Origin of the sequence: Rummeliibacillus pycnus, from assembly GCF_002884495.1 — a bacterium.
GTDB lineage: Bacteria > Bacillota > Bacilli > Bacillales_A > Planococcaceae > Rummeliibacillus > Rummeliibacillus pycnus.
The window spans coordinates 3102162-3125128 of sequence record NZ_KZ614145.1 but is presented as its reverse complement, the minus strand read 5'-3'; the positions used below and the strand labels follow the sequence as shown (position 1 = coordinate 3125128).

27 protein-coding genes and 2 riboswitches are annotated in these 22967 nt (G+C 35.1%); of the genes, 7 read left to right on the top strand and 20 right to left on the bottom strand.

Annotated elements, in window-relative coordinates; translation table 11 throughout:
• The 7 genes from CEF14_RS15330 to CEF14_RS15300 form a co-directional block, all read right to left on the bottom strand.
• Complete coding sequence (locus CEF14_RS15330) at nt 1-1254, bottom strand: MFS transporter (protein ID WP_102693628.1); 1254 nt, start codon at nt 1252-1254, stop codon at nt 1-3.
• A 202-nt stretch (nt 1255-1456) separates the two neighbouring features.
• Complete coding sequence (locus CEF14_RS15325; protein ID WP_102693627.1) at nt 1457-2164, bottom strand: YjjG family noncanonical pyrimidine nucleotidase; 708 nt, start codon at nt 2162-2164, stop codon at nt 1457-1459.
• A gap of 94 nt (nt 2165-2258) precedes the next feature.
• On the bottom strand, nt 2259-2816 hold the full coding sequence (locus CEF14_RS15320; RefSeq protein ID WP_102694430.1) for a histidine phosphatase family protein: 558 nt from the start codon (nt 2814-2816) through the stop codon (nt 2259-2261).
• 117 nt (nt 2817-2933) lie between these two features.
• Complete coding sequence (locus CEF14_RS19440; protein ID WP_322788393.1) at nt 2934-3047, bottom strand: DUF3977 family protein; 114 nt, start codon at nt 3045-3047, stop codon at nt 2934-2936.
• 12 nt (nt 3048-3059) lie between these two features.
• Nucleotides 3060-3551: a GNAT family N-acetyltransferase gene (locus CEF14_RS15310; protein WP_102693626.1), complete on the bottom strand. Its 492-nt coding sequence runs from the start codon at nt 3549-3551 to the stop codon at nt 3060-3062.
• Between the two features lie 27 nt (nt 3552-3578).
• Nucleotides 3579-3965 (bottom strand): nuclear transport factor 2 family protein, encoded by a 387-nt coding sequence (locus CEF14_RS15305; protein ID WP_102693625.1) that lies wholly within the window; start codon nt 3963-3965, stop codon nt 3579-3581.
• Nucleotides 3966-4224: 259 nt separating this feature from the next.
• Complete coding sequence (locus tag CEF14_RS15300; protein WP_102693624.1) at nt 4225-5106, bottom strand: hypothetical protein; 882 nt, start codon at nt 5104-5106, stop codon at nt 4225-4227.
• A gap of 269 nt (nt 5107-5375) precedes the next feature.
• On the opposite strand from CEF14_RS15300, the gene CEF14_RS15295 reads away from it, so the two are divergent.
• On the top strand, nt 5376-5906 hold the full coding sequence (locus CEF14_RS15295; RefSeq protein WP_102693623.1) for a YdeI/OmpD-associated family protein: 531 nt from the start codon (nt 5376-5378) through the stop codon (nt 5904-5906).
• An 18-nt stretch (nt 5907-5924) separates the two neighbouring features.
• Nucleotides 5925-6311: a VOC family protein gene (locus CEF14_RS15290; RefSeq protein WP_102693622.1), complete on the top strand. Its 387-nt coding sequence runs from the start codon at nt 5925-5927 to the stop codon at nt 6309-6311.
• A gap of 367 nt (nt 6312-6678) precedes the next feature.
• On the opposite strand, the gene CEF14_RS15285 is transcribed toward CEF14_RS15290, so the two are convergent.
• The 4 genes from CEF14_RS15285 to cstA form a co-directional block, all read right to left on the bottom strand.
• Nucleotides 6679-7155, bottom strand: a complete 477-nt coding sequence (locus CEF14_RS15285) for a DinB family protein (RefSeq protein WP_102693621.1) — start codon at nt 7153-7155, stop codon at nt 6679-6681.
• Between the two features lie 83 nt (nt 7156-7238).
• A complete protein-coding gene (locus CEF14_RS15280) occupies nt 7239-7760 on the bottom strand; it encodes a YfiT family bacillithiol transferase (RefSeq protein ID WP_102693620.1) in 522 nt (173 codons plus the stop codon).
• Nucleotides 7761-7955: 195 nt separating this feature from the next.
• Nucleotides 7956-8330 carry a DoxX family protein gene (locus CEF14_RS15275; RefSeq protein ID WP_102693619.1) on the bottom strand — a complete coding sequence of 125 codons (375 nt, stop codon included), beginning with the start codon at nt 8328-8330 and terminating at the stop codon, nt 7956-7958.
• A 212-nt stretch (nt 8331-8542) separates the two neighbouring features.
• Nucleotides 8543-10348 (bottom strand): carbon starvation protein CstA, encoded by a 1806-nt coding sequence (gene cstA, locus CEF14_RS15270; protein WP_102693618.1) that lies wholly within the window; start codon nt 10346-10348, stop codon nt 8543-8545.
• 491 nt (nt 10349-10839) lie between these two features.
• On the opposite strand from cstA, the gene CEF14_RS15265 reads away from it, so the two are divergent.
• The 4 genes from CEF14_RS15265 (at nt 10840) to CEF14_RS15245 (ending at nt 14927) form a co-directional block, all read left to right on the top strand.
• Nucleotides 10840-11553, top strand: coding sequence for an MBL fold metallo-hydrolase (locus CEF14_RS15265; protein WP_102693617.1), 714 nt, complete (start codon nt 10840-10842; stop codon nt 11551-11553).
• A gap of 13 nt (nt 11554-11566) precedes the next feature.
• The gene (locus tag CEF14_RS15260; RefSeq protein ID WP_102693616.1) at nt 11567-12163 is read left to right on the top strand and encodes a TetR/AcrR family transcriptional regulator; all 597 of its coding nucleotides are present in this window, start codon (nt 11567-11569) and stop codon (nt 12161-12163) included.
• 453 nt (nt 12164-12616) lie between these two features.
• Entirely contained in the window at nt 12617-13687 is a 1071-nt protein-coding gene (locus CEF14_RS15250; protein ID WP_102693614.1) for a methyl-accepting chemotaxis protein, read from the top strand.
• Between the two features lie 49 nt (nt 13688-13736).
• A complete protein-coding gene (locus CEF14_RS15245) occupies nt 13737-14927 on the top strand; it encodes a phenylacetate--CoA ligase family protein (RefSeq protein WP_102693613.1) in 1191 nt (396 codons plus the stop codon).
• Nucleotides 14928-14990: 63 nt separating this feature from the next.
• On the opposite strand, the gene thiE is transcribed toward CEF14_RS15245, so the two are convergent.
• The 5 genes from thiE to CEF14_RS15220 form a co-directional block, all read right to left on the bottom strand.
• Nucleotides 14991-15617, bottom strand: coding sequence for a thiamine phosphate synthase (gene thiE, locus CEF14_RS15240; protein WP_102693612.1), 627 nt, complete (start codon nt 15615-15617; stop codon nt 14991-14993).
• Nucleotides 15604-16428 carry a bifunctional hydroxymethylpyrimidine kinase/phosphomethylpyrimidine kinase gene (thiD, locus tag CEF14_RS15235; RefSeq protein WP_102693611.1) on the bottom strand — a complete coding sequence of 275 codons (825 nt, stop codon included), beginning with the start codon at nt 16426-16428 and terminating at the stop codon, nt 15604-15606. Before thiD ends, thiE begins: the two co-directional genes overlap by 14 nt.
• The gene (gene thiM / locus CEF14_RS15230) at nt 16428-17177 is read right to left on the bottom strand and encodes a hydroxyethylthiazole kinase (protein ID WP_102693610.1); all 750 of its coding nucleotides are present in this window, start codon (nt 17175-17177) and stop codon (nt 16428-16430) included. Before thiM ends, thiD begins: the two co-directional genes overlap by 1 nt.
• Entirely contained in the window at nt 17164-17847 is a 684-nt protein-coding gene (gene tenA, locus CEF14_RS15225) for a thiaminase II (protein ID WP_102693609.1), read from the bottom strand. Before tenA ends, thiM begins: the two co-directional genes overlap by 14 nt.
• A 61-nt stretch (nt 17848-17908) precedes the next feature.
• Nucleotides 17909-18006, bottom strand: a riboswitch (TPP riboswitch).
• Between the two features lie 54 nt (nt 18007-18060).
• Nucleotides 18061-18158: riboswitch (TPP riboswitch) on the bottom strand.
• A gap of 55 nt (nt 18159-18213) precedes the next feature.
• Nucleotides 18214-18636, bottom strand: coding sequence for a VOC family protein (locus tag CEF14_RS15220; RefSeq protein ID WP_211284625.1), 423 nt, complete (start codon nt 18634-18636; stop codon nt 18214-18216).
• Nucleotides 18637-18842: 206 nt separating this feature from the next.
• Here CEF14_RS15220 and CEF14_RS15215 point away from each other — a divergent pair, with 206 nt between their 5' ends.
• Nucleotides 18843-19595, top strand: a complete 753-nt coding sequence (locus CEF14_RS15215) for a class I SAM-dependent methyltransferase (protein WP_102693608.1) — start codon at nt 18843-18845, stop codon at nt 19593-19595.
• A gap of 21 nt (nt 19596-19616) precedes the next feature.
• On the opposite strand, the gene CEF14_RS15210 is transcribed toward CEF14_RS15215, so the two are convergent.
• The 4 genes from CEF14_RS15210 to CEF14_RS15195 form a co-directional block, all read right to left on the bottom strand.
• A complete protein-coding gene (locus tag CEF14_RS15210; protein WP_102693607.1) occupies nt 19617-20528 on the bottom strand; it encodes a LysR family transcriptional regulator in 912 nt (303 codons plus the stop codon).
• A gap of 24 nt (nt 20529-20552) precedes the next feature.
• Nucleotides 20553-21032 (bottom strand): GNAT family N-acetyltransferase, encoded by a 480-nt coding sequence (locus CEF14_RS15205; protein WP_102693606.1) that lies wholly within the window; start codon nt 21030-21032, stop codon nt 20553-20555.
• 299 nt (nt 21033-21331) lie between these two features.
• Nucleotides 21332-21874, bottom strand: a complete 543-nt coding sequence (locus tag CEF14_RS15200; protein WP_102693605.1) for an NADPH-dependent FMN reductase — start codon at nt 21872-21874, stop codon at nt 21332-21334.
• 182 nt (nt 21875-22056) lie between these two features.
• Nucleotides 22057-22791, bottom strand: a complete 735-nt coding sequence (locus CEF14_RS15195; RefSeq protein ID WP_407690457.1) for a polysaccharide deacetylase family protein — start codon at nt 22789-22791, stop codon at nt 22057-22059.
• Between the last annotated feature and the right edge of the window lie 176 nt (nt 22792-22967).

Below are 22967 nucleotides of genomic sequence, written 5' to 3'. Positions count from 1 at the left end.
TTAATTCGTCCATTCATCACCATGCCGACCAATTTTAGATGTTCTCATTAACCAAGCAATACATACTATCAAGAGTAAACTCGTACATAGGAAAATTACTTTTGCATCCACTACATCAAATAACGCACCGAAGATAACCGATCCAATTGGTCCCATACCAACAGATAAAGTTTCGATTATACCAAATACACGTCCTCGATACTCATCATCAATTGCATTTTGGATAACTACACCTGTTGGGGTATTGGCAAACACACCTAAAGCAGAGAACATTATCATTAAGAACATATAAAAGATAAACGTGTATGTACTATTCACTGCTAAAAATAATGGAAGTGTAATAGATGCAACAACGATACACATTGTAAATGCGGAATTCTTAGCAAAATGTAATGGCGATCTTAGATCACTTCTCGATGATAAATAGAGAGAGGCAACTAGCATTCCAATTGCTCCAGAACCCTCGATAAATCCAACTTGTGTAGAAGGTATGCCTATTTTTTGGACTAACACAAAAACTAATCCTACACTGACTGCTGAGAAGAAGAAATTCATCCATAAAGTAGTCAACAATAGTGTTTTGACAAGTGGCTTCTTATTTAAATATCTTAGTCCCTCTTTCATACTTTTTAGCACGGATTCTCTCTTTTTTTCAATCTTTGTTTCATATAAAGAAAAATCCATTGTAGCCTCTAAACAAAGTGCGATGAAATATGCAACCATCATGGAAATTAGAAACACTTTCATCGAAACAAATCCGAACATCATCCCTCCAATAGCTGGACCACCAATTGAACCAATAGAATAAGAGACTTGGTTAAATGACATGGCTTTTTGCAAACGTTGTTTGCCAACCAAGTTAGGAAGTGAACTTGAAAAGGCAACACCATTAAATGCACCAATCGTAGAGAAAATAACTGTAATTGTATAAATAGCCGGAACAGAAATACCAAACATGATTGTATAGATGATCAAGACTGCTACCGATAGAGTAATCCCAGCCATACTTGCAACAACGATGCGCTTTTTCGGAAAACGGTCTGCCACATATCCAGCTAAGGGGGCAGCTAAAGCTCTTGGTAATACATTAAATAGAATATTGGTAGCAAAGCTCAATGCGGATCCCGTAACAGATAATATATATAAACTAATGCCAAAATTAAAAACCCCAAAACCTAAAGAAGTTAACATTTTACTTACCAAAAACGTATAGAGATTTCTAGTGGCTCTCTTTACCTTTAATTCCTCTGACATCCTTAAACCTTCTTTTTTCAAAAATTTCGCAATAATTCATTTTAAGATTCTACCTTTTAAATGTCAAAGTCATTAAAACCATCTAACAGACACATTCCTGTGTTAGTTTATAAATAAAAATTTCAAATACTATTTAAATGATTTTCTAAAAAGAAACTGCACCACCTTTGCTATATAGGCAAAGATGATGCAGTTTTTTAACTTACTTTGAAACCATTGGCTGATCTTTAAGAATAGCCTGTAAGTCTTCCAAACGCGCAATTTCGTACTTTGGTTGTACGGAGGTTTTATTGACTTTATGCTGTGGATTAAACCAACAAGTATCAATTCCAGCATTTAAACCACCCTGTATATCCGATGAAAGTGAATCGCCAATAATTAAAGTGGAATTCTGATCAAATGTTGAGATATGCTCAAATACATAGTCAAAGTATTCCTTCATTGGCTTTTGATAACCTGTATCCTCGGAAACAAAAACTTCCTTGAAGAACGGATATAAACCTGAATCTTTTAAACGTTTATACTGTGTTGCCGTCACACCATTTGTCACAATATAAAGATCATATTGATTGGCTAAACCTTGGATTAAATTATATGCACCATCGATAAAGTCATGATTTTCCGCTAAAAAGTGTTGATAACGCTCACCTAATTGCTTGCCATCTACTTGCTTGCCATACTCCTTAAAAAGTAACTCAAAGCGTGTATTTACAATCTCTTCTCGAGAAATTTCTCCTCTTTCAAATGCAGACCATAGTGCTCCGTTAATCTCTCGATAATGTTTTTCTACTTCGTCTGTTAAATCTAAACCATTTTCTGCAAATAGACGATGCAATGCTTCATCTTCTGCTGCTGAAAAATCTAGTAATGTATCATCTACGTCAAATAATAATGTTTGATATTTACTCAAAGTAATTCCCCCAATACACTTTATTTATAACAAAAATCAGTAGGAAAAGACATAGATTAAGTTTTTAAATAGTAGAAAGAGATACGCAACTTTTCTATGATTCACCCCATAATCTTTCTACTAATATTAATTTATTTCGTTTAAATTCCAGTTTATAAACGTCTGGCATTGCCAGCTTCTCCCAAAAGGATAGATTGTAACGTTCATCAAAGTATTGCATAATGAGGACCATTAAATTACCATGTGTACCGATTACGATTCTTTTCCCTTCGTATTGTGCTATTACTTTAAGTGTAGCTTCTACGCCACGTTTTTGCGCCTCAATATTGGATTCTCCTCCTGAAAACGAAAACGATGGATCAGTCCATACTTTAGTAATGGCCTCTTTAAAATTTTCTACCGGTTCTTTTGAGAGTAAACGTTCACGAAAATCAGAGTGGATATGTACATCTTTGCCTATTCTATTAGCTACGCCTTCGACCGTTTGAATCGCGCGTTTATAAGGGCTTGAAATAACAATGTCTATCGCTTCAGTAGATAATAACTTTGTTAGCTTATCCGCATCACATAAGCCTTGTTCTGAAAGAGGTCTTCCCATTTCATCTGGCGTATAAAGCGAATGTGCATGACGAACAAAATAAATGATTGTCATCTGTTCGGTTCCTTTCAAAGGTAGATGAATCAAAGACTCACAATACCAAAAATAAAATCCTTCTTTTAAGTCAAAAATAATGGCTGTATTTTTTATCCAAACCATTATATAAGCAGACTAAAAATAAATTGTACCTACAATACTTTTATTTTCGTACTCGGTCCCATCTTCTAGCTCTGTTTCCGTTCTAATAAGCCAAGTATTTCCGATTCCGTATTCTATAAATTTCATAATCAGGCCCTATTATAGATACAGAACCATATGATATTCATCCCAATAGGTTGAATCACTGGATTTCAATGCTCTTTTTTCTGTTCCAAATATTTCAAAACCTAAAGAATGATAAAGTTTGATTGCAGCAGTATTTGTTGTGACAACAGAAAGATAAATTTGTTCAATGCCTTCAATTTGCTTTGCATACTGGATAGCTGATTGCATTAAGTTTTTTCCAACTCTTTTTCTACGGCCCTCTGGTGTTACATACATAGCAACAATTGATGATCGGTGGCGTAATTTACGTGCCTGCTCTCTAATAAGAGAAACAACACCAACTAGTTGACCGTCATCAAAAGTACAAAAATCTTTTCGGCTTAATCTATCTCGATAATCTTCCAATGACTTTTTTATCTCATCTTCATATGTAGTAGCAAAAGCATCTGGACTATCTTGCAATGCTTCTAGCCTTAACCCTCTATATGCTATAGTATCGGATTCTTCTAACAGTCTAATAATCAAATGGATCCTCCTTTGTGTAAATCAAGTCTACTCAGGAACAATCGTTCCTTGATGGAAAAACATCTTCCACTGACTATCAACTTGCTTCCAAATTGAACTACGTAAAGTGTGGTTACCACGAGTTCTATTTTCAAGTTGATAAGTCGCCAAGGCAACATCGTCAGCTAAAAGGTGCAAAGTAAAGTTGGAAACTGAGGCATCCATAATGCCAATTCCCTTTTCGTCAAGGCAATCTTCTCTACACCAAATATTTCCGGAACTACCAAACTCAAAAAAATCTTCAGATAAATACTTTCTTATCTCTTGTGAATACGTTCTTACTTCATCAGATAAGAGTTTATCCTCTAATTCTTTGGATGTGTTTTTAACTCTTGCTCCTTCATAGTAACCACCTACTTTAAATTTTCGGAAAATTATAACATATAAAAAATTGATAAGTCAGTATGCTATGTTATTTTGACGGGGTTCTTTTTTGAACACATAAAGTTATATTGAGATTCGTGGATAAAGCATTATCTTCCATGGATTGAGAGCTGAATTTTGTGGATAAATCTCTACATCTTCCGCTTCACAATAAACCACATTTTGAAATAGATTCGTTTATGAATTAATTCATAAAAAAACAGGGCCCTTAGGAAACCCCGTTTCATCTTAAATGTGACTAGCAAGAATCTTACTTCATTGATGTTGCAATTTTCAAAGCATCAAGTGGATTTTTCACTTTTTCAATTGAATACACAATATTATTATGTTGCCATTTCACATTATTTTCCGTTGATTTAATAGCATCTAAACGAATGGAACCATTAGGTTTTGGTATCGGTAATGTATTCTTTTCTAAAAAATCTACTGCTTGTTTTGCCAACGCAAGCCCTAGTTCTGGTTTAGTTGTTCTTGTATGCGTAGCAAGTGCCCAACGACCTTCGTTCCAGCTGGTCCATAATGCTCCCGCTCCTGCATCTTGATAACCTATAATATTATGACCTAGATTCATCTTTTGACCGCCGACTTTACTAAAATCCTCAAAACCAATTACCTCATTAGCCTTTTCTAAGCTGTTGTATTTCACCACACTGTACTTTGCAAGTATCAATTTTTCTAAGCTATTCTTTTTTAAAGAAGTATCATTTATTGGCGTTCTCTTCTTAGTCTCGTAAAAAACAATTGTGTATTTGTTTTTCTCTATTTTAGTTGTCGCAGTTAAATAATTTCCTTCTTTTATCGGAAGTTGACTTGGTAGCAACACAGGTAACTTTGTATTTAGTTCTTTCTTTATAGAAGCAATTACATCTGCTTGATTGTTTACTTTTTGATCTTTATCATCCAAATTTGTTGTTTGATCATCTACAGCAGTTTGGCTATCTTTTGTTTGGTCAGATTCCGTATTGGTACTTTCCCCGTTCGTTGTTTCCTCGACTTTTTTCTGATCTGTTTGCTCTTGTTTTTCTATTGAATGATCCGTATTGTTTTCAACATTTTTCGTGGTATTTTCAGAACACGCACTCAATAAGACCATCGCTAACATACAACTTAAAATTTGTTTAGAATATTTCATTTGCTACACCTCTTTTTTCTATCTATTCTTACTCTTCCCACTTTTATTATATCGAATCGTAAAAGAAATGAATTACAGGAAAATTAAAACGAAATGACAAGGAAATTACAAATACTTATGGCATAATATCTTCCAAGGAGGTCTATCATGAATTCAAAATTTAAAATAAGCGAAAGTACAAAAGTCCATATTCATAACGCACCCGACACTTTCTCATTAGAAGGCGTTACACTGCTACCACTAAACCCTATGATCGCGTAATTGCATTTGTGTTTTCTATTGATGAATTAACAGCCTATTTACAAAAGTGCATCGAAAATCATTTAATTACTGAGCAAGGCTATCTATTCTTTGTCTATCCTAAAAAGGGGAACAAAACGTATGATACATTTATCCATCGTGATGCGATTTTCCCTGCTATTACTGTTGATGATCAAAAATATATCTCTGGTAGCGACTATAAATTTGCCAGTTTATCTTCATTAGATGAAACGTTTTCTATTCTTTCTATAAAAGTTGATGGCAAACAAAAAGGAAAGAAAAACACAGCCAAAAGTCAATGTGTAGATGATTATATTCAAATGATTCCACAATTAAAAGAAGCTTTAGCACCAGACGCAAAGTTGCTTTCTTTTTATGAATCACTTACCCCAGGCTACCAAAAAGATTGGGCACGCTATGTATACAGTGCAAAAAGAGAAAAAACACAAATGAACCGTCTAGAAGAAATGAAGGATATTTTGGGACAAGGATTTAAAACAAAAGAACTTTTTCGCCAAGCACAAAAGCAAAATTCTTAAACAATAGGAGAATGTCATATGAAAGATGCTAAAGCATTTCTAATGTTCCAAGGGCAAGCAAAAGAAGCAATTGAACAATATCAAGAATGGTTTCATGATCTATCGCTCGTTAACGTAGCGTATATGCCTGATTCAACTCAAGTTGCAATGGCAGAGCTTGATCTTAACGGCTATCGTATTTTAATGAACGATAGTACGATTAAGCATAACTTTGATTTTACCCCCTCTTTCTCCCTCTTTATCGTATGTGACTCAAAAGAAGAAATTGAACGCTATGCTAAAGTAGTTGCTGACGATGGTATGACTTTGATGGAATTAAACAATTACGGTTTCTCAGAACTATTTACTTGGGTACAAGATCGATTTGGAATTTCATGGCAATTTACTTATAATCCTTTCGTGTAAAAAGAAGATTTCTCATAAAACATTGTGCAAAAGAAAGAGGCTACCAAAAGTTTCGGAGCCTTTTTCGTAATTATTATAAGTCATTTTTTACGGCTGCTTTACTTTAGGTTGTACCCTTCCTACTGTCCAATTTCCAGAGTTACTATGTTGCATCACTCGTTTTACCCCATTTGATATTTCGTCATTAGTTAACCAACGAGCTCGATTATTTTCGCGTATAAATCCAAGTTGAATTGTAGTGTAGTTACAACTAGATGAGACTCCTATTTCATCAACAGTGGGTATCTTATGGGTACTACCTATCCTATATCACAGAGCCAAAAATAAAGAATCCATTCCGAAAAATAGATTCTTAAGTATTTGACTTCTATTGTTTTTGCATTTCTCTTGTTGGTCCCATTACACCTGGTACAGCTAATCCAGCTTGACGTAATAATACTGTCATTTGTCCACGGTGATGTGTTTGATGGTCGATTAATGAGCGCAAAAGCTTACCACGTAATGTCGGTCCACCAAATCCATTAACTTCTTCTACTAAATCTGCATCATTTAGTTTTGCGACTTCTTTCTTAAAAGCTTCTGCAAGTTGTTCATAGGCATCAACGATCTCCGCTATGTCTGTTGGCATTTCTTGATGACGGCCTGGTCCAGGTACTTGAAGTTCAGCCAAATGTCCAAATGCCGCACCGACACTAACAAGATGCCATGCCAACCATCCAAGTGTATTATGTCCTTCAACAATCGCTTGATTAAATGTATCATTTGTAATAGCTTTCAAAACTTTTAGTGTTCCCGATGAAGAAACTGTCCAATCTTCAAGAAAATCCTCTACTTTGCGGTACATACATTTCACTCCTATAGAAAGATAAATTTTACATTTCCATCATATCGAAGAGATAATAGACATGCAATTTTAATGACACGCCTTTAGATAAGACCCGTTTGTAGAGCATTTCTGATATGAGCTAAGTGATGTTTACCATGCCATGCATAAATACCAATGCTTTTTTCAACAGTCATTACGCCTGAAACAGGATGATAGAAAGATTTTTTCAGCTGTTCATCATTTAAGTTTTGAAGCAAATAAACCCATCTCTCATGAAGCGATTGAATTAATTGCATAGAAATGGATATAGGTAAGCTATAATCTGGTAACTTTGCCCAATCTGCCTCTTCATACGGTTTAATGGTTGGTTCTTCTTCCGTTAATGCAAGTTTTATGCGAAGATAACCATTTAAATGACTATCAGCAATATGATGCACAAGTTGACGAACTGTCCAACTATTTGGTCGATATGTACGATTGAAATCTTCCTCATTTAAATCTACTACCACTTCTCTTAATTGTTCTGGTAATAGATAAATTTCTTCTATCCATTCTGCTATCTGTTCCTTTGAAATAACCTCATCACTTTCAAACTGGCCAATCGGGTATCTTTCATTAACCATTACACTTTCTCCTCGCTTTCCGAATTTTTCCTGATTATATCATCATTGTATACCTATAAATCATTAATAGCTAAATATTCAGAAATTAAATAGGCCACCTTAGAAAGAAATTTTCAAGATAGCCCTTTAGTCAAATAGATAATACCATCAATTTAGGTTAAAAAAATTAGATTCTCTCTTTTTCTACTGACGAAATTAGTCTTCTATACTTTCACTAGTTGATACTAAAAAAATAACTACGTTTAATACAAAGAATATAAAGGGCTTCATAGCGATTTCAAAACCTTGTCCGACCATTAAATGTGTGGAGGTCGCTCCAACCATCAAAACTGCTAACGAACCGCTAGAAATAGGAACAAAACCTTTCTTCCAAAAACCGATTAATAAGCCGATAGCTGATGTGACTTCAACAGCACCTACCCCATACATAATGATCTTTCCATACCCATATACTTCAGTAAAATTCTCTACATGGAGTGGGCTAGCGGTTAATTTCATATACCCAAAATACATGAACGCTAGTGCCAACAAAAATTGGATGATTCCAACAGAAGATTTCTTTAAGATCACAACTCCTCCTCTATCACAAATTACACTTACTACTATATATCATAGTATCGTCGTAATTAGTTTAGAAGTAGATTTATCAAAAACTCAAGTAGATGAACAACAAATCTAGCATCTATTTTAAGTTATAACTTTTTAAGTAAGTCAAAAAAAGCGCTCTAACATATACTAGTTAGAGCGCTTTCCTTATTCATATTTAACTAGAGAGGTGCTATTTATGCAGCTCTGGCTCGTGATTTAGTTACCTTTTTAAATCTAGGGCTCTTCCACAATTGTACCCACTTTTTAGCTGCTAATACGACAACAATTAGCCCAAGTGCAAGCATGATTACAGATAATACACCATTTAGTGGTTTGTAACCTGCAGATGCAGAATTCCAATAGACATTTTTGATCATCCAATAACCTGCATAGTTTACGGTTACATAAAGATATGCTAATGGTACAAGACAAGTTAGTACATACCAACGTTTATCTGCTATTTTCAAGACAACAGTTGTACCAATTACCAAACCAATAGATGCCATTAACTGATTTGATACCCCAAAGAGCACCCAGATGGAGCTAATATCACCAGAATACAATAGATACCCCCATATAAAACAAGCGAGTGCACTGGCAAATATAGAGCCAGGTACCCAATCCACTCGTTTAAGTGGTTTATACATATCCCCGAAGAAATCTTGGATTAAATAACGAGCAACACGTGTACCTGCATCAATTGCCGTTAAAATGAATACAGCTTCGAACATAATAACAAATTGATAGAAGTATGATGCCATATCATAGAACCATGGAATCTTCGCAAAAATATAACTCATTCCGACAGCTAATGTAACAGCTCCCCCTGTACGTCCTTCTAGATCCATACCAATTTCTTGCGAAAGCTCAGGTAAATGAACTGTTTGCATACCCAATGTTTTAAATACTTCTGGAGTGGAGTTAATCGCAAAGTAGTCACCAGGCATTAGAGCAGTTGCTGCAATTAACGCCATAATCCCTACTAAACATTCAACTAGCATTGCTCCGAAGCCAACTGCTCGAATATCTTCCCATTTATTGAGCATTTTTGGAGTTGTACCTGATCCAACAAACGCATGGAACCCAGAAATTGCACCACAGGCAATTGTAATAGAAACAAATGGCCAAACTGGACCTGCAATAACAGGGCCACCACCATGGATAAAATCAGTAACTGCTGGGAACTGAATAACGGGATTTACAAAAAATACACCAATAATCAATGCGATAAACACACCAATTTTCATAAAACTACTTAAGTAATCTCGTGGAGCTAATAACAACCAAACTGGCAATGCTGCTGCGAAAAATGCATAAACAGGTAAAATAATTGCTAAAGTTTTAATATCAAAATTTAAGAATTCCCCTAGTGCTGTTTCTTTCATATAAGGACCGATAAATACACCAACCATCAATAAAATAAATCCTAATGTTGAAGTAGCAATAAGATTTCCAGTCTTTTTATATGCAATCCCCACAAGCATAGCGATTGGAATTGTAATTGCCACAGCAAAAGTTCCCCAAGGATTGTGCACAAGTGCATTTAATACAACCATTGATAAACCTGCCATCGTAATGGTAATAATAAAAAGCATCGCTAAGCCTGTACAAAAACCTGCTACAGGACCAAGTTCTTCTTTCGCTACTTCTGATAAAGATTTTCCCTTTTTCTTCATTGAAGCAAATAACACCACTGCATCATGAACTGCTCCCCCAATTACTGCACCAATTAATAACCAAAGTAATCCCGGTAAGTATCCAAACTGAGCAGCTAAAATAGGACCAACAAGTGGACCTGCAGCGGCAATTGCTGCAAAGTGATGCCCGAAGGCTACCCACTTATTCGTTGGAACATAGTCTTTTCCATCTTCCAATTCATGTGCAGGAGTAGGTTTCGTTTCATTAATTTTCAACACCTTATTGGTAAAGAAATATCCATAAAGACGGTAAGCAATAACTAAAATACAAATCGAACCAATAACAACCGAAACCGCATTCATTTTCCTCATCTCCCCTCAATTGATACATTCTAATTATATGGATCTATTTTTGTAAAAATAGAAAATACAGAATCTTTCGAACAAAACTATTATATAACAGTTTTACACTTTGGATAAAGTGTTTTTTTAAAATCCTTTTCAATTAGGGTAACTCTAGAAATTTCAGATAGAATATCTATGGAGTTTCAATTCTTTTTTGATTTTATTTGTTAAAAAAATCATTTAATCAACAAATAGACGATATAAATAGTGACTATCAAATCAAATTATCCAATATTTTATCTTCTAGCATAATCAATTTATTTATTAATTGATTATACTGCTAAAGATTCTTGTTATACTTTCTGTATTACATTAAACATTTAGATATCTTTTAGTTTAATTAATATTGTTAAATTTCTCTATTTATGTATACATTTTAATTGAAATAGCGTAGACTAATATCATTAGTTTATTTGCGAATCAAATTAGTTTTTTGAGAGGAGACTATCATGAAAATTACACAACATGACCAGTTATTTCAGTTATCTTTTATGCCTCGACTCTTTCCTGTGAATTGTTATCTTATTGAAGAGACCGATCGGCTTACACTAATTGATGCAGCACTTCCTTATAGTGCAAAAAGTATTATTAAAACTGCACAGCAAATTGGAAAACCTATTGCAAACATTATTTTGACACATGCTCATAATGATCATATTGGTTCTTTGGATACGTTAAAGACTTTAATACCAAACGTCCAAGTTAGTATTTCTGCTCGTGATTTTCGTTTATTAAAAGGTGATACAACTCTACTGGAAAACGAGCCCACAACTCCCATTCGGGGAGGTATCCCCAAAAAAGTTCAAACAAAGCCAGATAGGTTATTAAAAGATGGGGATCTTATCGGTTCTTTAGAGGTAATAACAGCACCGGGTCATACCCCTGGATCCATTGCATTGTTGGATACTCGAAATGGTCATCTAATTGCTGGAGATGCTTTTCAAATTAGAGGTGGAATAGCTGTTTCTGGTGTTTTAAAACCCGCCTTTCCATTTCCAGCATTTGCTACATGGAATAAACAAGTTGCGGTTGACAGTGCGAAGAAACTAGTGAACCTAAATCCCAGTTTACTGGCAGTTGGACATGGGCAAATGATTGAGCAACCAGTACAAATAATGAAGCAAGCCATCGAAGAGGCATCCCGATTAATAGAAATGCAATAGGACGTGAAATAATATGGCAACTCGTAAGAAGATAGACTTTAATATAGTTCTACAAAAATCGATTAATCTCATAGATGAAAATGGATTGGATGAATTATCTCTGAGTTCATTAGCTAAAGAATTACAAATCCGTCCACCTTCTTTATATAATCATATAAATAGTCTTTCAGAATTGAAACAGGCTTTAGCTATTCAAGGTCTAAAAGAGCTTTATCAATACATGCTTCATGCTGCAATAGGAAAGTCAGGAGACGATGCAATACGTAATCTTAGTTATGCTTATGTTCAATTTGTCAGAACACACCCAGGTCTTTATGATACTACAACTCGCTTTCCAAATCCTGAAGACCCAGAACTACAGCATCAACAACAACTAATCGTTGAACTCGTGATGCAAGTTCTCGAAGCCTATGGTTTACAAAAGGAAATGTCCATTCACATGGTTAGAGGATTTAGAAGTATTTTGCATGGATTTACGTCAATTGAGCAAACGGGTGGCTTTGGAATGCCTTTAGATACTGATCAAAGTCTATCCTTACTAATTGATACGTTTATTAGAGGAATTCATTCTATAACCAATTACTCTAGCGACAATAGAAAGCGATTATAATATGAACTCAATAAGCACTAAGGTGAAGTCTACATCGTGCAACAGCACTTCGACTTAGTATCATCCTTCCTGCGGGATTTACAGCTCTAGCTTTTCCCGTAGGACTTTGGATAAACCTCACTTCATTAACTCCGTATATAGAAAGAGCAAGTGTATTTTCAAGAAGTCTCAATTCAACTAAAATAGTCACACGATTTTCATCATAAAAGTCAAGCTCCTTTTACTTTTTCAGTTTCCTTCATCAGCTAATTTATAACCTTACACCGATTACTACCTCTTATAAAAGAAACTTTATTTAGATATAAATACCTATACATATTTTTTATTATACATTTCTCTGTTCCTAATCAGTTGATTTTGCCTATAAACAAAATAGTCTAAAAGGTAGATAATTGAATAAGGAATTATAATACAATTTAACCAATATATCGAGAAAGGTAGGAGCTTTGATACGTGACTTCAAAAAAGAATATCTATGTTATTTGTTTGTTACTTCTTATTATTCCTAATGGATTTTTACTGGCTAATGCACTAACTTATGGTTTAAATTTGCTTAGCTTACTGTCAATGATTTCTTCACTTGTAATTTTTTTGATTCTTTTCTTCACAATAGGTTCTATTCCAAAAGAAAAAGAAACTGTTATTAAATCCATTAATTTACCACCGAAAGCAGACATAGAAAATACAATCGACACAAACAATAAGCGCTCACAAAATGCAACTATTGAAATAATTGAAGTAAAAAATAATTATCAAAAAATAAATAAACTATCAGAAAATATTTTAAACGGGGCTACTATTCAAGTAAAAAATGTTGAAAAAAGCACTGGTTTGATGATTGCCATTTCGGATAGCGTGGAACAAATTGCTACGAGCACAGAAGCAGTGGCCACCACCTCACAATTAACCAATGAAGCAACAACAAAAGGTTTCGAATCACTGGATATTGTGCTTAAACAAATGGATGCTATTAATATTTCTGTTGAAAATCTTTCAGCTGTTCTTACCGATTTAGCTAAATTCTCAACTGATATTGGCAAAATCGTTCATACAATAACAGATATCTCTAGTCAGACAAATCTATTAGCATTAAATGCTGCTATTGAAGCCGCACGGGCAGGTGAACATGGCCGGGGTTTTGCGATTGTAGCTGATGAGGTAAGAAAATTATCCGAAGAGGTTCAAAATTCATCCAATCAAATTATACAGATTGTTTCTTCGATTCAAAACAATGTGGATAAGTCTGTGAATTTGATTGAAGAAGGGAGAGAAACAGTAAAACACGGAGTACAGAGTGCCAATGATATACAACAGACCTTTGGCATTATTCAAAATGAAATTATGGAGGTATCTAACCAAATTACAGATGTCTCTGCTGCAATTCAAGAATTAGCTGCTGGCTCAGAAGAAATTACGAAGACAGTAGAATTCACCAAAAAGGTTCAGGATAGCGGTGTTAATATGATTGAAGAATTACATTCAATCATTCAAGAGAATATTACAACTCTCGAAAAAGCCGATTAGTTCATACTAAATTTTATTCATATCAACAAAGTTCTTAGGAGGATTCATTATGAGTAATAAATTCTTTATAGAGAAAGCGTTGAAATCTAAATTTTATCAACAAAAATTAGTAAATGTAAATTTAGAAGACTGGTCCAACATTCCTTTTACCACTAAGAGTGATCTTAGAAATGTAGATACATATGACGTGCTAGGCACCAATCGACAAGATATTGCAACATACCATGAAACTAGTGGCACTACGGGTACACCAACACCAAGTTGGTTTAGTTATAACGATATACAACAAGAGGCGGATGTTTTACTACGTTCGGATCTCAAACTGAACGAAAATGACCTAATTTTAAATCGTTTTCCATTTGCCGTTGCCTTACCTGCCTTTATCTTGTACTGGGCAGCAGAAAAGGCACACGCAGGTCATATAGGTGTTGATCAATGGAGTCAAGCAACACCACTTAAAAGAGTAGTAGAAATAATAAATAGAACATCTCCTACTATTCTAGCTTTAGGTCCTACAGAAGCGGTAAAGCTCTATCAAACCGGGAAACAAATGGGACAACAATTCCCAGTACAAGGATTAAGAGCTCTCATTTTAGGAGGCGAATTAGTTTCCCCAGCAAGAAAGAAATATATTGAAAAACTATGGGGTGTTCCAGTCTATTTATTATTTGGTAGTACGGAAACAGGAGGATTGTTTGTGACTTGCCAAGCTGGGCACTATCACCTTAATCATCCTCAAGTAAAAATAGAAGCTGTGGATGATAACGGTCATCCAGTACGGAATAATACAATCGGCAATTGTGTTATATCTTCTGGTAGAGAAGGAATGCCTCTTCTTCGATATTATAACAATGATCGAATAGAAATTCGTGAAGCAAAAATGTGTAGTTGTGGTGATGACAATCCAATTGTTGTTCACTATGGTCGACAAGATGATGCCATTACTATAAATAATAGAGTAATAAGTCTGTACGAAATTCAAGAAGCAGTGTACGCTCTTAGCCTTGTTCCATTTATGTGGAATCTTAGATATGAACATGAATCGATTGTTTTTATTTTGCAATATTTGAATACTATCAATTGTGGTCCAATCCAAAAAGAACTATCTGATTTACTTGGCATGGATGTTTCAATAGAATTACAAGATATTATCCCGATTGAAACTTTAACTGAAAAGCCTGCATTTGGTAAATACTCATATGTTAAAAAATTTGAAGATGCGGAATTAGTTACTCATTAATGAATGTTTTAAAATAACATATATAAAACGAAAACCACCTTGGTATTTAAGGTGGTTTTCGTTTTATGATAATGCTTTAAATGTTTGAATAGTAGCTTGTATATTTGAACTTTCACAAATTGCTGAAATAACTGCTACACCATCTGCTCCAGCTTGAATTACTTCTGTAGCGTTTTGTTCGCTTATGCCACCAATCGCGACAATTGGGAACTCGGGGTAAATTGTTCTTGCTTGATGTAAAAACGTTACGCCCGCTGGTTTCTTCGCATCAGATTTTGATTTTGTTTCAAATATTGGTCCAATACCAACATAATCTGCTCCTCCTGCCACTGCGTTGTCCATTTCTTCTTTTGTATGCACAGAGACGCCAACAATCTTTCCATCGAATCTTGTGCGAATTTCTCCAAGTGCTATATCATCTTGCCCCACATGAACACCGTCAGCGTTGATTTTCAAAGCAAGTTCGACATCATCATTTACGATAAAAGGAACATTGTACTCTTTACATAGCATTTGGCATGCTATGGCAAAACGCTCTAAATCTTTCCCTCTTAACGCATTCTCTCCTTTTTCACGTAGTTGAAATATCGTTACACCTGCTTTTAACGCTGCCTCAAGAACTACTAGTGGATCGTGCTTACAATTTGGAGTCCCCATAATAAAGTAAACAGCTAAATCAGTTCTGTTCAAGTATTCTCACCTCGCAATTTCCATTTAGCTTTTTATATGCAAAGTGATTAGTTGGACCATGACCATGACCGATATTTAAAGGATTTTGAATCGCTAATTGAACATATTTCTTTGCTTCAATAATTGCTGCACGTAAGTCGGAACCCTTTCCTAAAAAGGCCGTGATTGCAGATGAAAATGTGCAGCCTGTTCCATGTGTTTGTTGCGTTTGAATACGTTTGGTTTGCATTGAAAATGATGTACCATTCTTGAAATAAACGGTATCAATCGCCTCTTCACCTTCTAAATGTCCACCCTTCATGACAACGCAAGCAACGCCCATATCCAATATAATATTGGCTGCTTTATCAATATCTGCGGTCGTTTTAATGGTCATTCCACTGATTACTTCTGCCTCTGGTATATTTGGTGTTAGTACCGTAGCAAGTGGTAATAAGGAACTCTTTAATGCTTTTACAGCTTCTAATTGAAGGAGAGATGCACCACCTTTAGCAATCATGACTGGATCGATAACAAGTTGGATCTCTTTATCTTTTAAACTTTGTGCAACTGTTTCAATGATTTCTGCCGAAAAAAGCATACCTGTTTTGGCTGCTTTAACAGGCAAATCTCTCAACACTGCTTCAATTTGTTGTTGTACAAATTCTGCTGTTGAAGGAAAAATCCCCTCTACACCCAGAGTATTTTGTGCAGTTAATGCGGTAATGGCTGATGTACCAAAAACCCCTAACTCTTGGAATGTTTTTAAATCTGCTTGGATTCCTGCGCCTCCACCACTATCAGAACCTGCTATTGTCATTACAATATCCATTATTGTTCACCTCTAGATAAATCGTGCAATCCATTAACTACTTCTACTTGGAAGGAACCTAATGGGCCAGCAATGGATGCACGTTCTGCAACATTCTTATAATCTTGTAAAACATCATGAAGTACAATTAACGGATCGCCTACAACAGCTAATGCCGCAGTACAAATGGCACTAAGTAAGCAGCCTGTTCCTGTTACTTGTGTCATTAACTCGTGACCTCCTGCAATGCTATAAGTTTGCTCGCCATTTGTTAAGATATCTGCAGGACCCGTCACAATGACTAGACAATGATATTGACGAGCCACTTGTTGTGCAACTTGTACAACATCGATCTCTCCTTCACCACTGTCTACACCTTTCGCTTGCCATTTAACACCTGCAATGGTTGCTAGTTCCCCCACATTACAACGGATTAAAGCAAATTTCACTGCTTCTAGTAATTCTTGAACCGTTTGTTTTCGAAAAGCTGTAGCACCTACGCCAACAGGATCCAGTACAACCGGTATTTGTCTCTCGTTTGCTTTACGCCCTGCAAGTATCATTGCTTGCTTTGTACGACTGTTAATGGTTCCGATATTAAGCAATAATGCAGATGCATTGGATACCATTTCTTCAACTTCTGACACTTCATCTGCCATTACAGGTGAAGCGCCAATTGCCAACAAACCATTCGCTGTAAAGTTTGCTACTACATAATTTGTAATACAATGAACAAGAGGACTTGTCATTCGAATTTTAGATATACTCATAATTTACTACTTCACCTTTCCAATCTTCTAAAGTCCATGGCATTTCCCAAAACTTCCATTCATAAAAGCAACTTTTTTTGAAATGCGACTTCAACAATGCTACTTTTTCTGGTTGTTCTTCTGCAAAACGATTCATCATCGATTTTTGTAATTCAATTTTTTCTTTATAATCAGGGTCACTGTACATTGCAATCCATTCTTCGAAGAGTTTGACACCCGGTTTAGCATCTTTATACTTTTCTCCAATTTCTTGATACAGCCAAGGGCATGGGAACAAGGCAGCAAACGCTTCAGCAACATCGCCATTATAAGCAGCATTGTACATATGACTCACATAATTGTATGCGGCTGGTGCTGGTTCAAAATTTGCTAATTCTTGCTCTGTAACACCAAGCTCTTGGAAAACTGTTCGATGTAATTCAAGTTCAGCTTCATTGATGTGACGAGCTGTTTCTAGGAAATAGTTGATATCTTCATTGGTTGTTGCTTTTGAAGCGGCAATAGCTAATACTTTCGTGTAATTTTTTAAATAATAAGCATCCTGCATAATATAAAATTTAAATTTCTCAATTGGTAATGTCCCTTCAACTAACCCTTTTACAAATGGATGATCAAAACTCCCTTCCCAATACAGGTTCGTTTCTTTTCTTATCTCTTCGCAAAATGTCATTCTAAGTCCTCCTTTTAGTGGACGTAGACGCAAAAAAGTCTCTATGTTGGAACATAGAGACTTATATTGACTCGTTGCTCCCTACGTCAGTATTAACTGTCAGGTTCTAAGGGTCAGGTTTTACCTTCTCAACACGAACGTGTCCCCCCGCACATAAATATTTGGTTGGATACAAAAAAACTCTCCAATACTGGAGAGCTACTGTACATAATTGATATTGTGTACTTTGCTCCCTACGCCAGTGTTAACTGTCAGGTTCTAAGGGTCAGGTTTTACCTTCTCAACACAAACGTGTCCCCCTGCAAATATTTAAGTTGCTTTTATCGTAGCATTTATTAATCGACTGCTCAAGGTTAAATTGATCGATCACTTATCACCAATACCAGCGGTGTTCATTAAGACAATTCTCCATCCATCAGGGTCTTCAATCGTAACGCCTTTTTCTCCCCAATAGCCATTCTCTGGCTCAACTGAATCATACCCCATAATTTTTAATCGATTAGTGATTTGTTCAATTTGTTTACGATTAGGCATATAGAAGACTAGAAGATTATCCTTTGTTGGTGCTTTACAAGGACTACCCTCAATATGTTGGGTAAATTCTAAATGATAGTCAAAACCAGGAAGTCCAATCATTACTCCTGTATATCCCCGATGTCCCTCAAATGATCCAATCTTTTTTAACCCTAATCCCTTACAATAGAACTCTACTAGTTTATCTAGTTGATCTGTAGGACGTGCCACCCTTATTTGCGCTACTTTCATTTCATATGGCCAATTGTTTTCCATTTCCTCATCCCCTTATTTAAATGTTTAACATTCGAATAACTACCAAAAATTATAACAAGCAGATAATCATACATACCTTCAGTAATTAGGCTGAACTTGGATGAAACAACTTAAGTCTATATTCTGATTTGGAATTAATACACACTTTATCAATCATATCTCTTCTATTAAATTCTCTGTTATGCTCATCTAAAGGAGATGATTAAATGAGTGAATGGAATGCAGCTTTATATGATCAAAAGCATGATTTCGTTTCAAAATTTGGTGGGAGTTTAGTCGAATTACTAGCACCACAAAAAGGGGAAACTGTATTAGATTTAGGCTGTGGTACAGGAGATTTAGCTAGTGAAATCGCAAATCAAGGAGCCTTTGTGCATGGTATCGATGCATCCGATACAATGATTCATCAAGCACAAAGAAAATATCCACAATTACAATTTTCTGTACGGGATGCGACACAAATTGATGTACATGATCAATTTGATGCCGTTTTCTCCAACGCTGCATTACACTGGATTAAACAACCTGAAATGGTTGTCCAAAATGTTTACAATGCTTTAAAAGCAAATGGTCGTTTTGTTGCTGAGATGGGTGGGAAAGGAAATATTTCTTCAATCGTAAATGCGATTAAACAAAGTATGGATGAATTGGGTTATACGTATATTGAAGATTATTTTCCATGGTACTTTCCAACTGCAGAAGCGTATAGAGAATTATTACAACGTGCCGGTTTTCAAGTAAAAATGATGACATTATACGAACGTCCGACTCCTCTCATTGGAGATGATGGTATCAAAAATTGGCTTCAAATGTTTAGTACTACTATTTTTCAGCATTTGTCTGAAGATCAAAAAAATAATGTTGTTCAATTATGTGAGAAGATTTTAAAACCTCAGTTATATAAAGAACATACTTGGATTGCCGATTATTGGAGAATCCGTTTTGTTGCAGTAAAATAGACAAAAGAAAAGGCATTTCTGTTAATTTGAAATGCCTTTATAACTTCCATCAGTGAAGGTCTTACTGCCTGTTAATGTAGAATAAATAGCTTTGCTACTTTCTAGAAAAGCCTGGATATCACTAGATATGTATTTAGAAATAAAATAAGTTTGCGACATGATATGTTGAAATAAGTTTAAAGAACGAATGCAAAGTATTCCTTCTTCTCCCTCTTTTTGCACAATACTTTGTGGTAAAAACGCAATACCCAGCCCTTGCTTAACAAAATTTTTGATAACTTCAGTTTGGTTAACTTTCATGCTTTTATGTGAGGGGAATTTGCTTATAAGCACCTGTTGAATATCCTCCCAATATGGTGCATACTCATGGGTTAAAATTGTCTCATTTTTTAATAATTCAGTTGGCTCTACTTCACTTTTAGAGGGTGGGCTTACTAATTGAATAGCTTCATCGGCAATTACCTCAATTTGTAATTCTCGTATAGGTATTATTTTCGATAGACCGATATCAATAGCACCACGATAAACAGCTTCTCCTATTTCATTTGAATTTAATAGTTCAAGTGATATCTGAATATGCGGTTTATTGGTATTAAAATGCTCGATGATCATCGGTAAAATTGAGTTGGCGATTTGTGGTGCTACACCAATTGTTAAATTAGATGTATAACCATCCAAAAAAGCTTGGGTACTCTTTAGCGAATCATCAAGCATTTCAATTAACTTTTCAGCTTTAACAAAAAAATAAGCACCCGCCATATTTAACCGTACCTTTTTGCCACTTCGTTCAAATAAGGATGTTTTTAGTTCTTTTTCTAAATGGTGAATATGTTTAGTGACAGTAGATTGTGATAAAAAGCGTTTTTCAGCTGCTTCCCCGAAGTTCTCTGTTTTAGCTGCAACCAAAAAAGTCCTTAACCATTCAGTTTCCATAAGCGCTTCTCCCTCATGTAGTATTCAAACTAAAACTTTTTGAAGCTCAATTTCATCTCTAATTGGAATTCCACCATCTCCTACAAATGGAATTTCCGGTTTGTATTTCCTCGCTATTTGTACTGCATTGGGGTAAACCTTTGTTAAAAAATATCCTCTCTTTTGGTAAAACTTTAATGCGCGTAAATTATCATTTGTTGTGATTAAAGTAACTTGTTTACATTTCTTTGCAAGAGCTGTTTTTTCAACCTCCTGAACGAGTTTTGTCCCAATACCATGATTCTCTTCGATGCTATCTAATGAAACAATTTCGCATTCTTCTCCTCGAATAATATAAGTGATGAGGCCAATAATCTTGCGTTGATCATTAAGAAAAACATAGCCATCTAATTTGCTACAATCGTATACTCCTGATGAAATAACCATTTCTGTAGTGCCCCATTGTTGAATAAAGAAATTGATCACTTGTTCCTTCGAATATTCTTGGAGTGAAGAAATTTTCATCTAGCTATTCCCCTTTTATATTCTAAACATTGGATTTATTTTATTGTAACAAATTTCCTTTATAGGGAGTAACTAAATACTTTTTCACACTTTTCTTTAATTCGTTGAAAAATAATACTTGCGAATTTGAAGCTTTTTCTTGCGATATCAGGTTATTTTCTTGCGAATTTGAACTTTTTACTTGCGACTTTTCAAATTGTATTTGCGTACATAGCAAATTATGTACTTAGTAGCAGACTTTTGCTTATTTAAAAAAGGCCCCTGCAAATGCAGGAGTCTTGTTTTTGATTTTCGAACTATTAAATATATAATTTCATCCAATTCATAAAGTTTTCCACGACGGAATCTAAGAATTTTACGGTTCCTTCATCGGTTAGGTTGCCTTCAGCATCGAATTTAGTATGAGCAGCACCTACATATACTTCGTTACCTTGTAGTACAGGAGAACCAAGACCAGATGCAAATAGGATATCACGCAAATGCATTTGTGCCTTTACTGTTCCAAGATTCCCCATTGAAGCCCCCATAATCCAAGATGGTTTACCAATCATGACTTTATCAACACGTGATAACCAGTCGATCGCATTTCCAAGAACACCTGGGATAGATGCATTGTATTCTGGTGTTACCCAAAGAACAGCATCAGCAGCTTTAACTTTTGCTTTAAAATCAAGAACAACTTGAGGTGCATCGTTTTCGATATCTTGGTTGTACATTGGCATATCTATTAAACTTAAAATTTCTAAGTCAAATTTGTTAGCATAATGTTTTTGTATAAACTTTGCTAATTTTAGATTGTATGATTCTTTACGGATACTCCCTACAATTGCTACAACTTTCATGGTTGTATTACCTCCTAAATAGAATTATGTATTTCAATTCAAGAATATTATTAATTCGAGATAATTTCAAATAATTAGCTTATTCTTTTTTAATCTTAATAAACCACCGTATTTTATTGAAGTTTTTCACAAAACTAAAGAGTAAGGAGCATTTTGATCTGTTGTCCTTACTCTAAGTGTAATTATTTTTTAATTTTCGGATTCATGTCTCCCATAAGTTCAGAAATGGTTACAAATTTATATCCTTTTTTCTGTAATATCGGCAAAATCTGCTCAAGAGACTTTATGGTTTGCGTGCGATTACCTCCTCCATCATGAAACAGAATAACATCGCCTGGTGTTGTACCATTTAATACTTTCCTCACAATTCTTCTAACACCTGGGTTTTTCCAATCCTGTGTATCAAGATGCCAAGACCAAATCACTACCTTAAAGCCACTTTTTTGAGCGGTGTTAATCATCTCATCTGTATAAATACCGCCTACAGGTCGAAATAGAACTGGAGAATAACCCGTAATACCTTCAATAATTTCATTTGTCTTATTTAACTCATCTACCAATTTCTTTCCTCTTGCTTTGAACGGATGGGAATATGTGTGGTTTGCAAGTTCATGGCCTTCATCGTATGCTCTTTCAATAATCTTAGGATACTTTTCAGCACTTTTACCTAATACAAAAAAAGTTGCTTTAGCATCGTATTTAGCCAACAAGTCTAAAATCTCAGGTGTATATCTTGGATCTGGACCATCATCAAATGTTAATGCGATTACTTTTTCTTCTGTTTGGATATCCCATAATACCTGTCCAGTCTGCTCATAATAGTACCTTCCCTTGTCCGCAGCCTTACTGAAGCTTGCGTAAAAAATGGAGATGACTAAAACGCAAACAGTCATAATTATTATATTGTTTCGTTTCAAAATATCACCCCCACAACTTTTTTGCTTTCTAAAGAACATTGTGACTTTAATATTTGCTGAACACGATAAATTATGCTTTCAAAACCGTTTACATTTATTGTTTTGGAAGCTTTGCCAATTATATTAGTAAATAAAAAATCTAATTTGGGTAACAATACTATCATTAAAAGATTTGC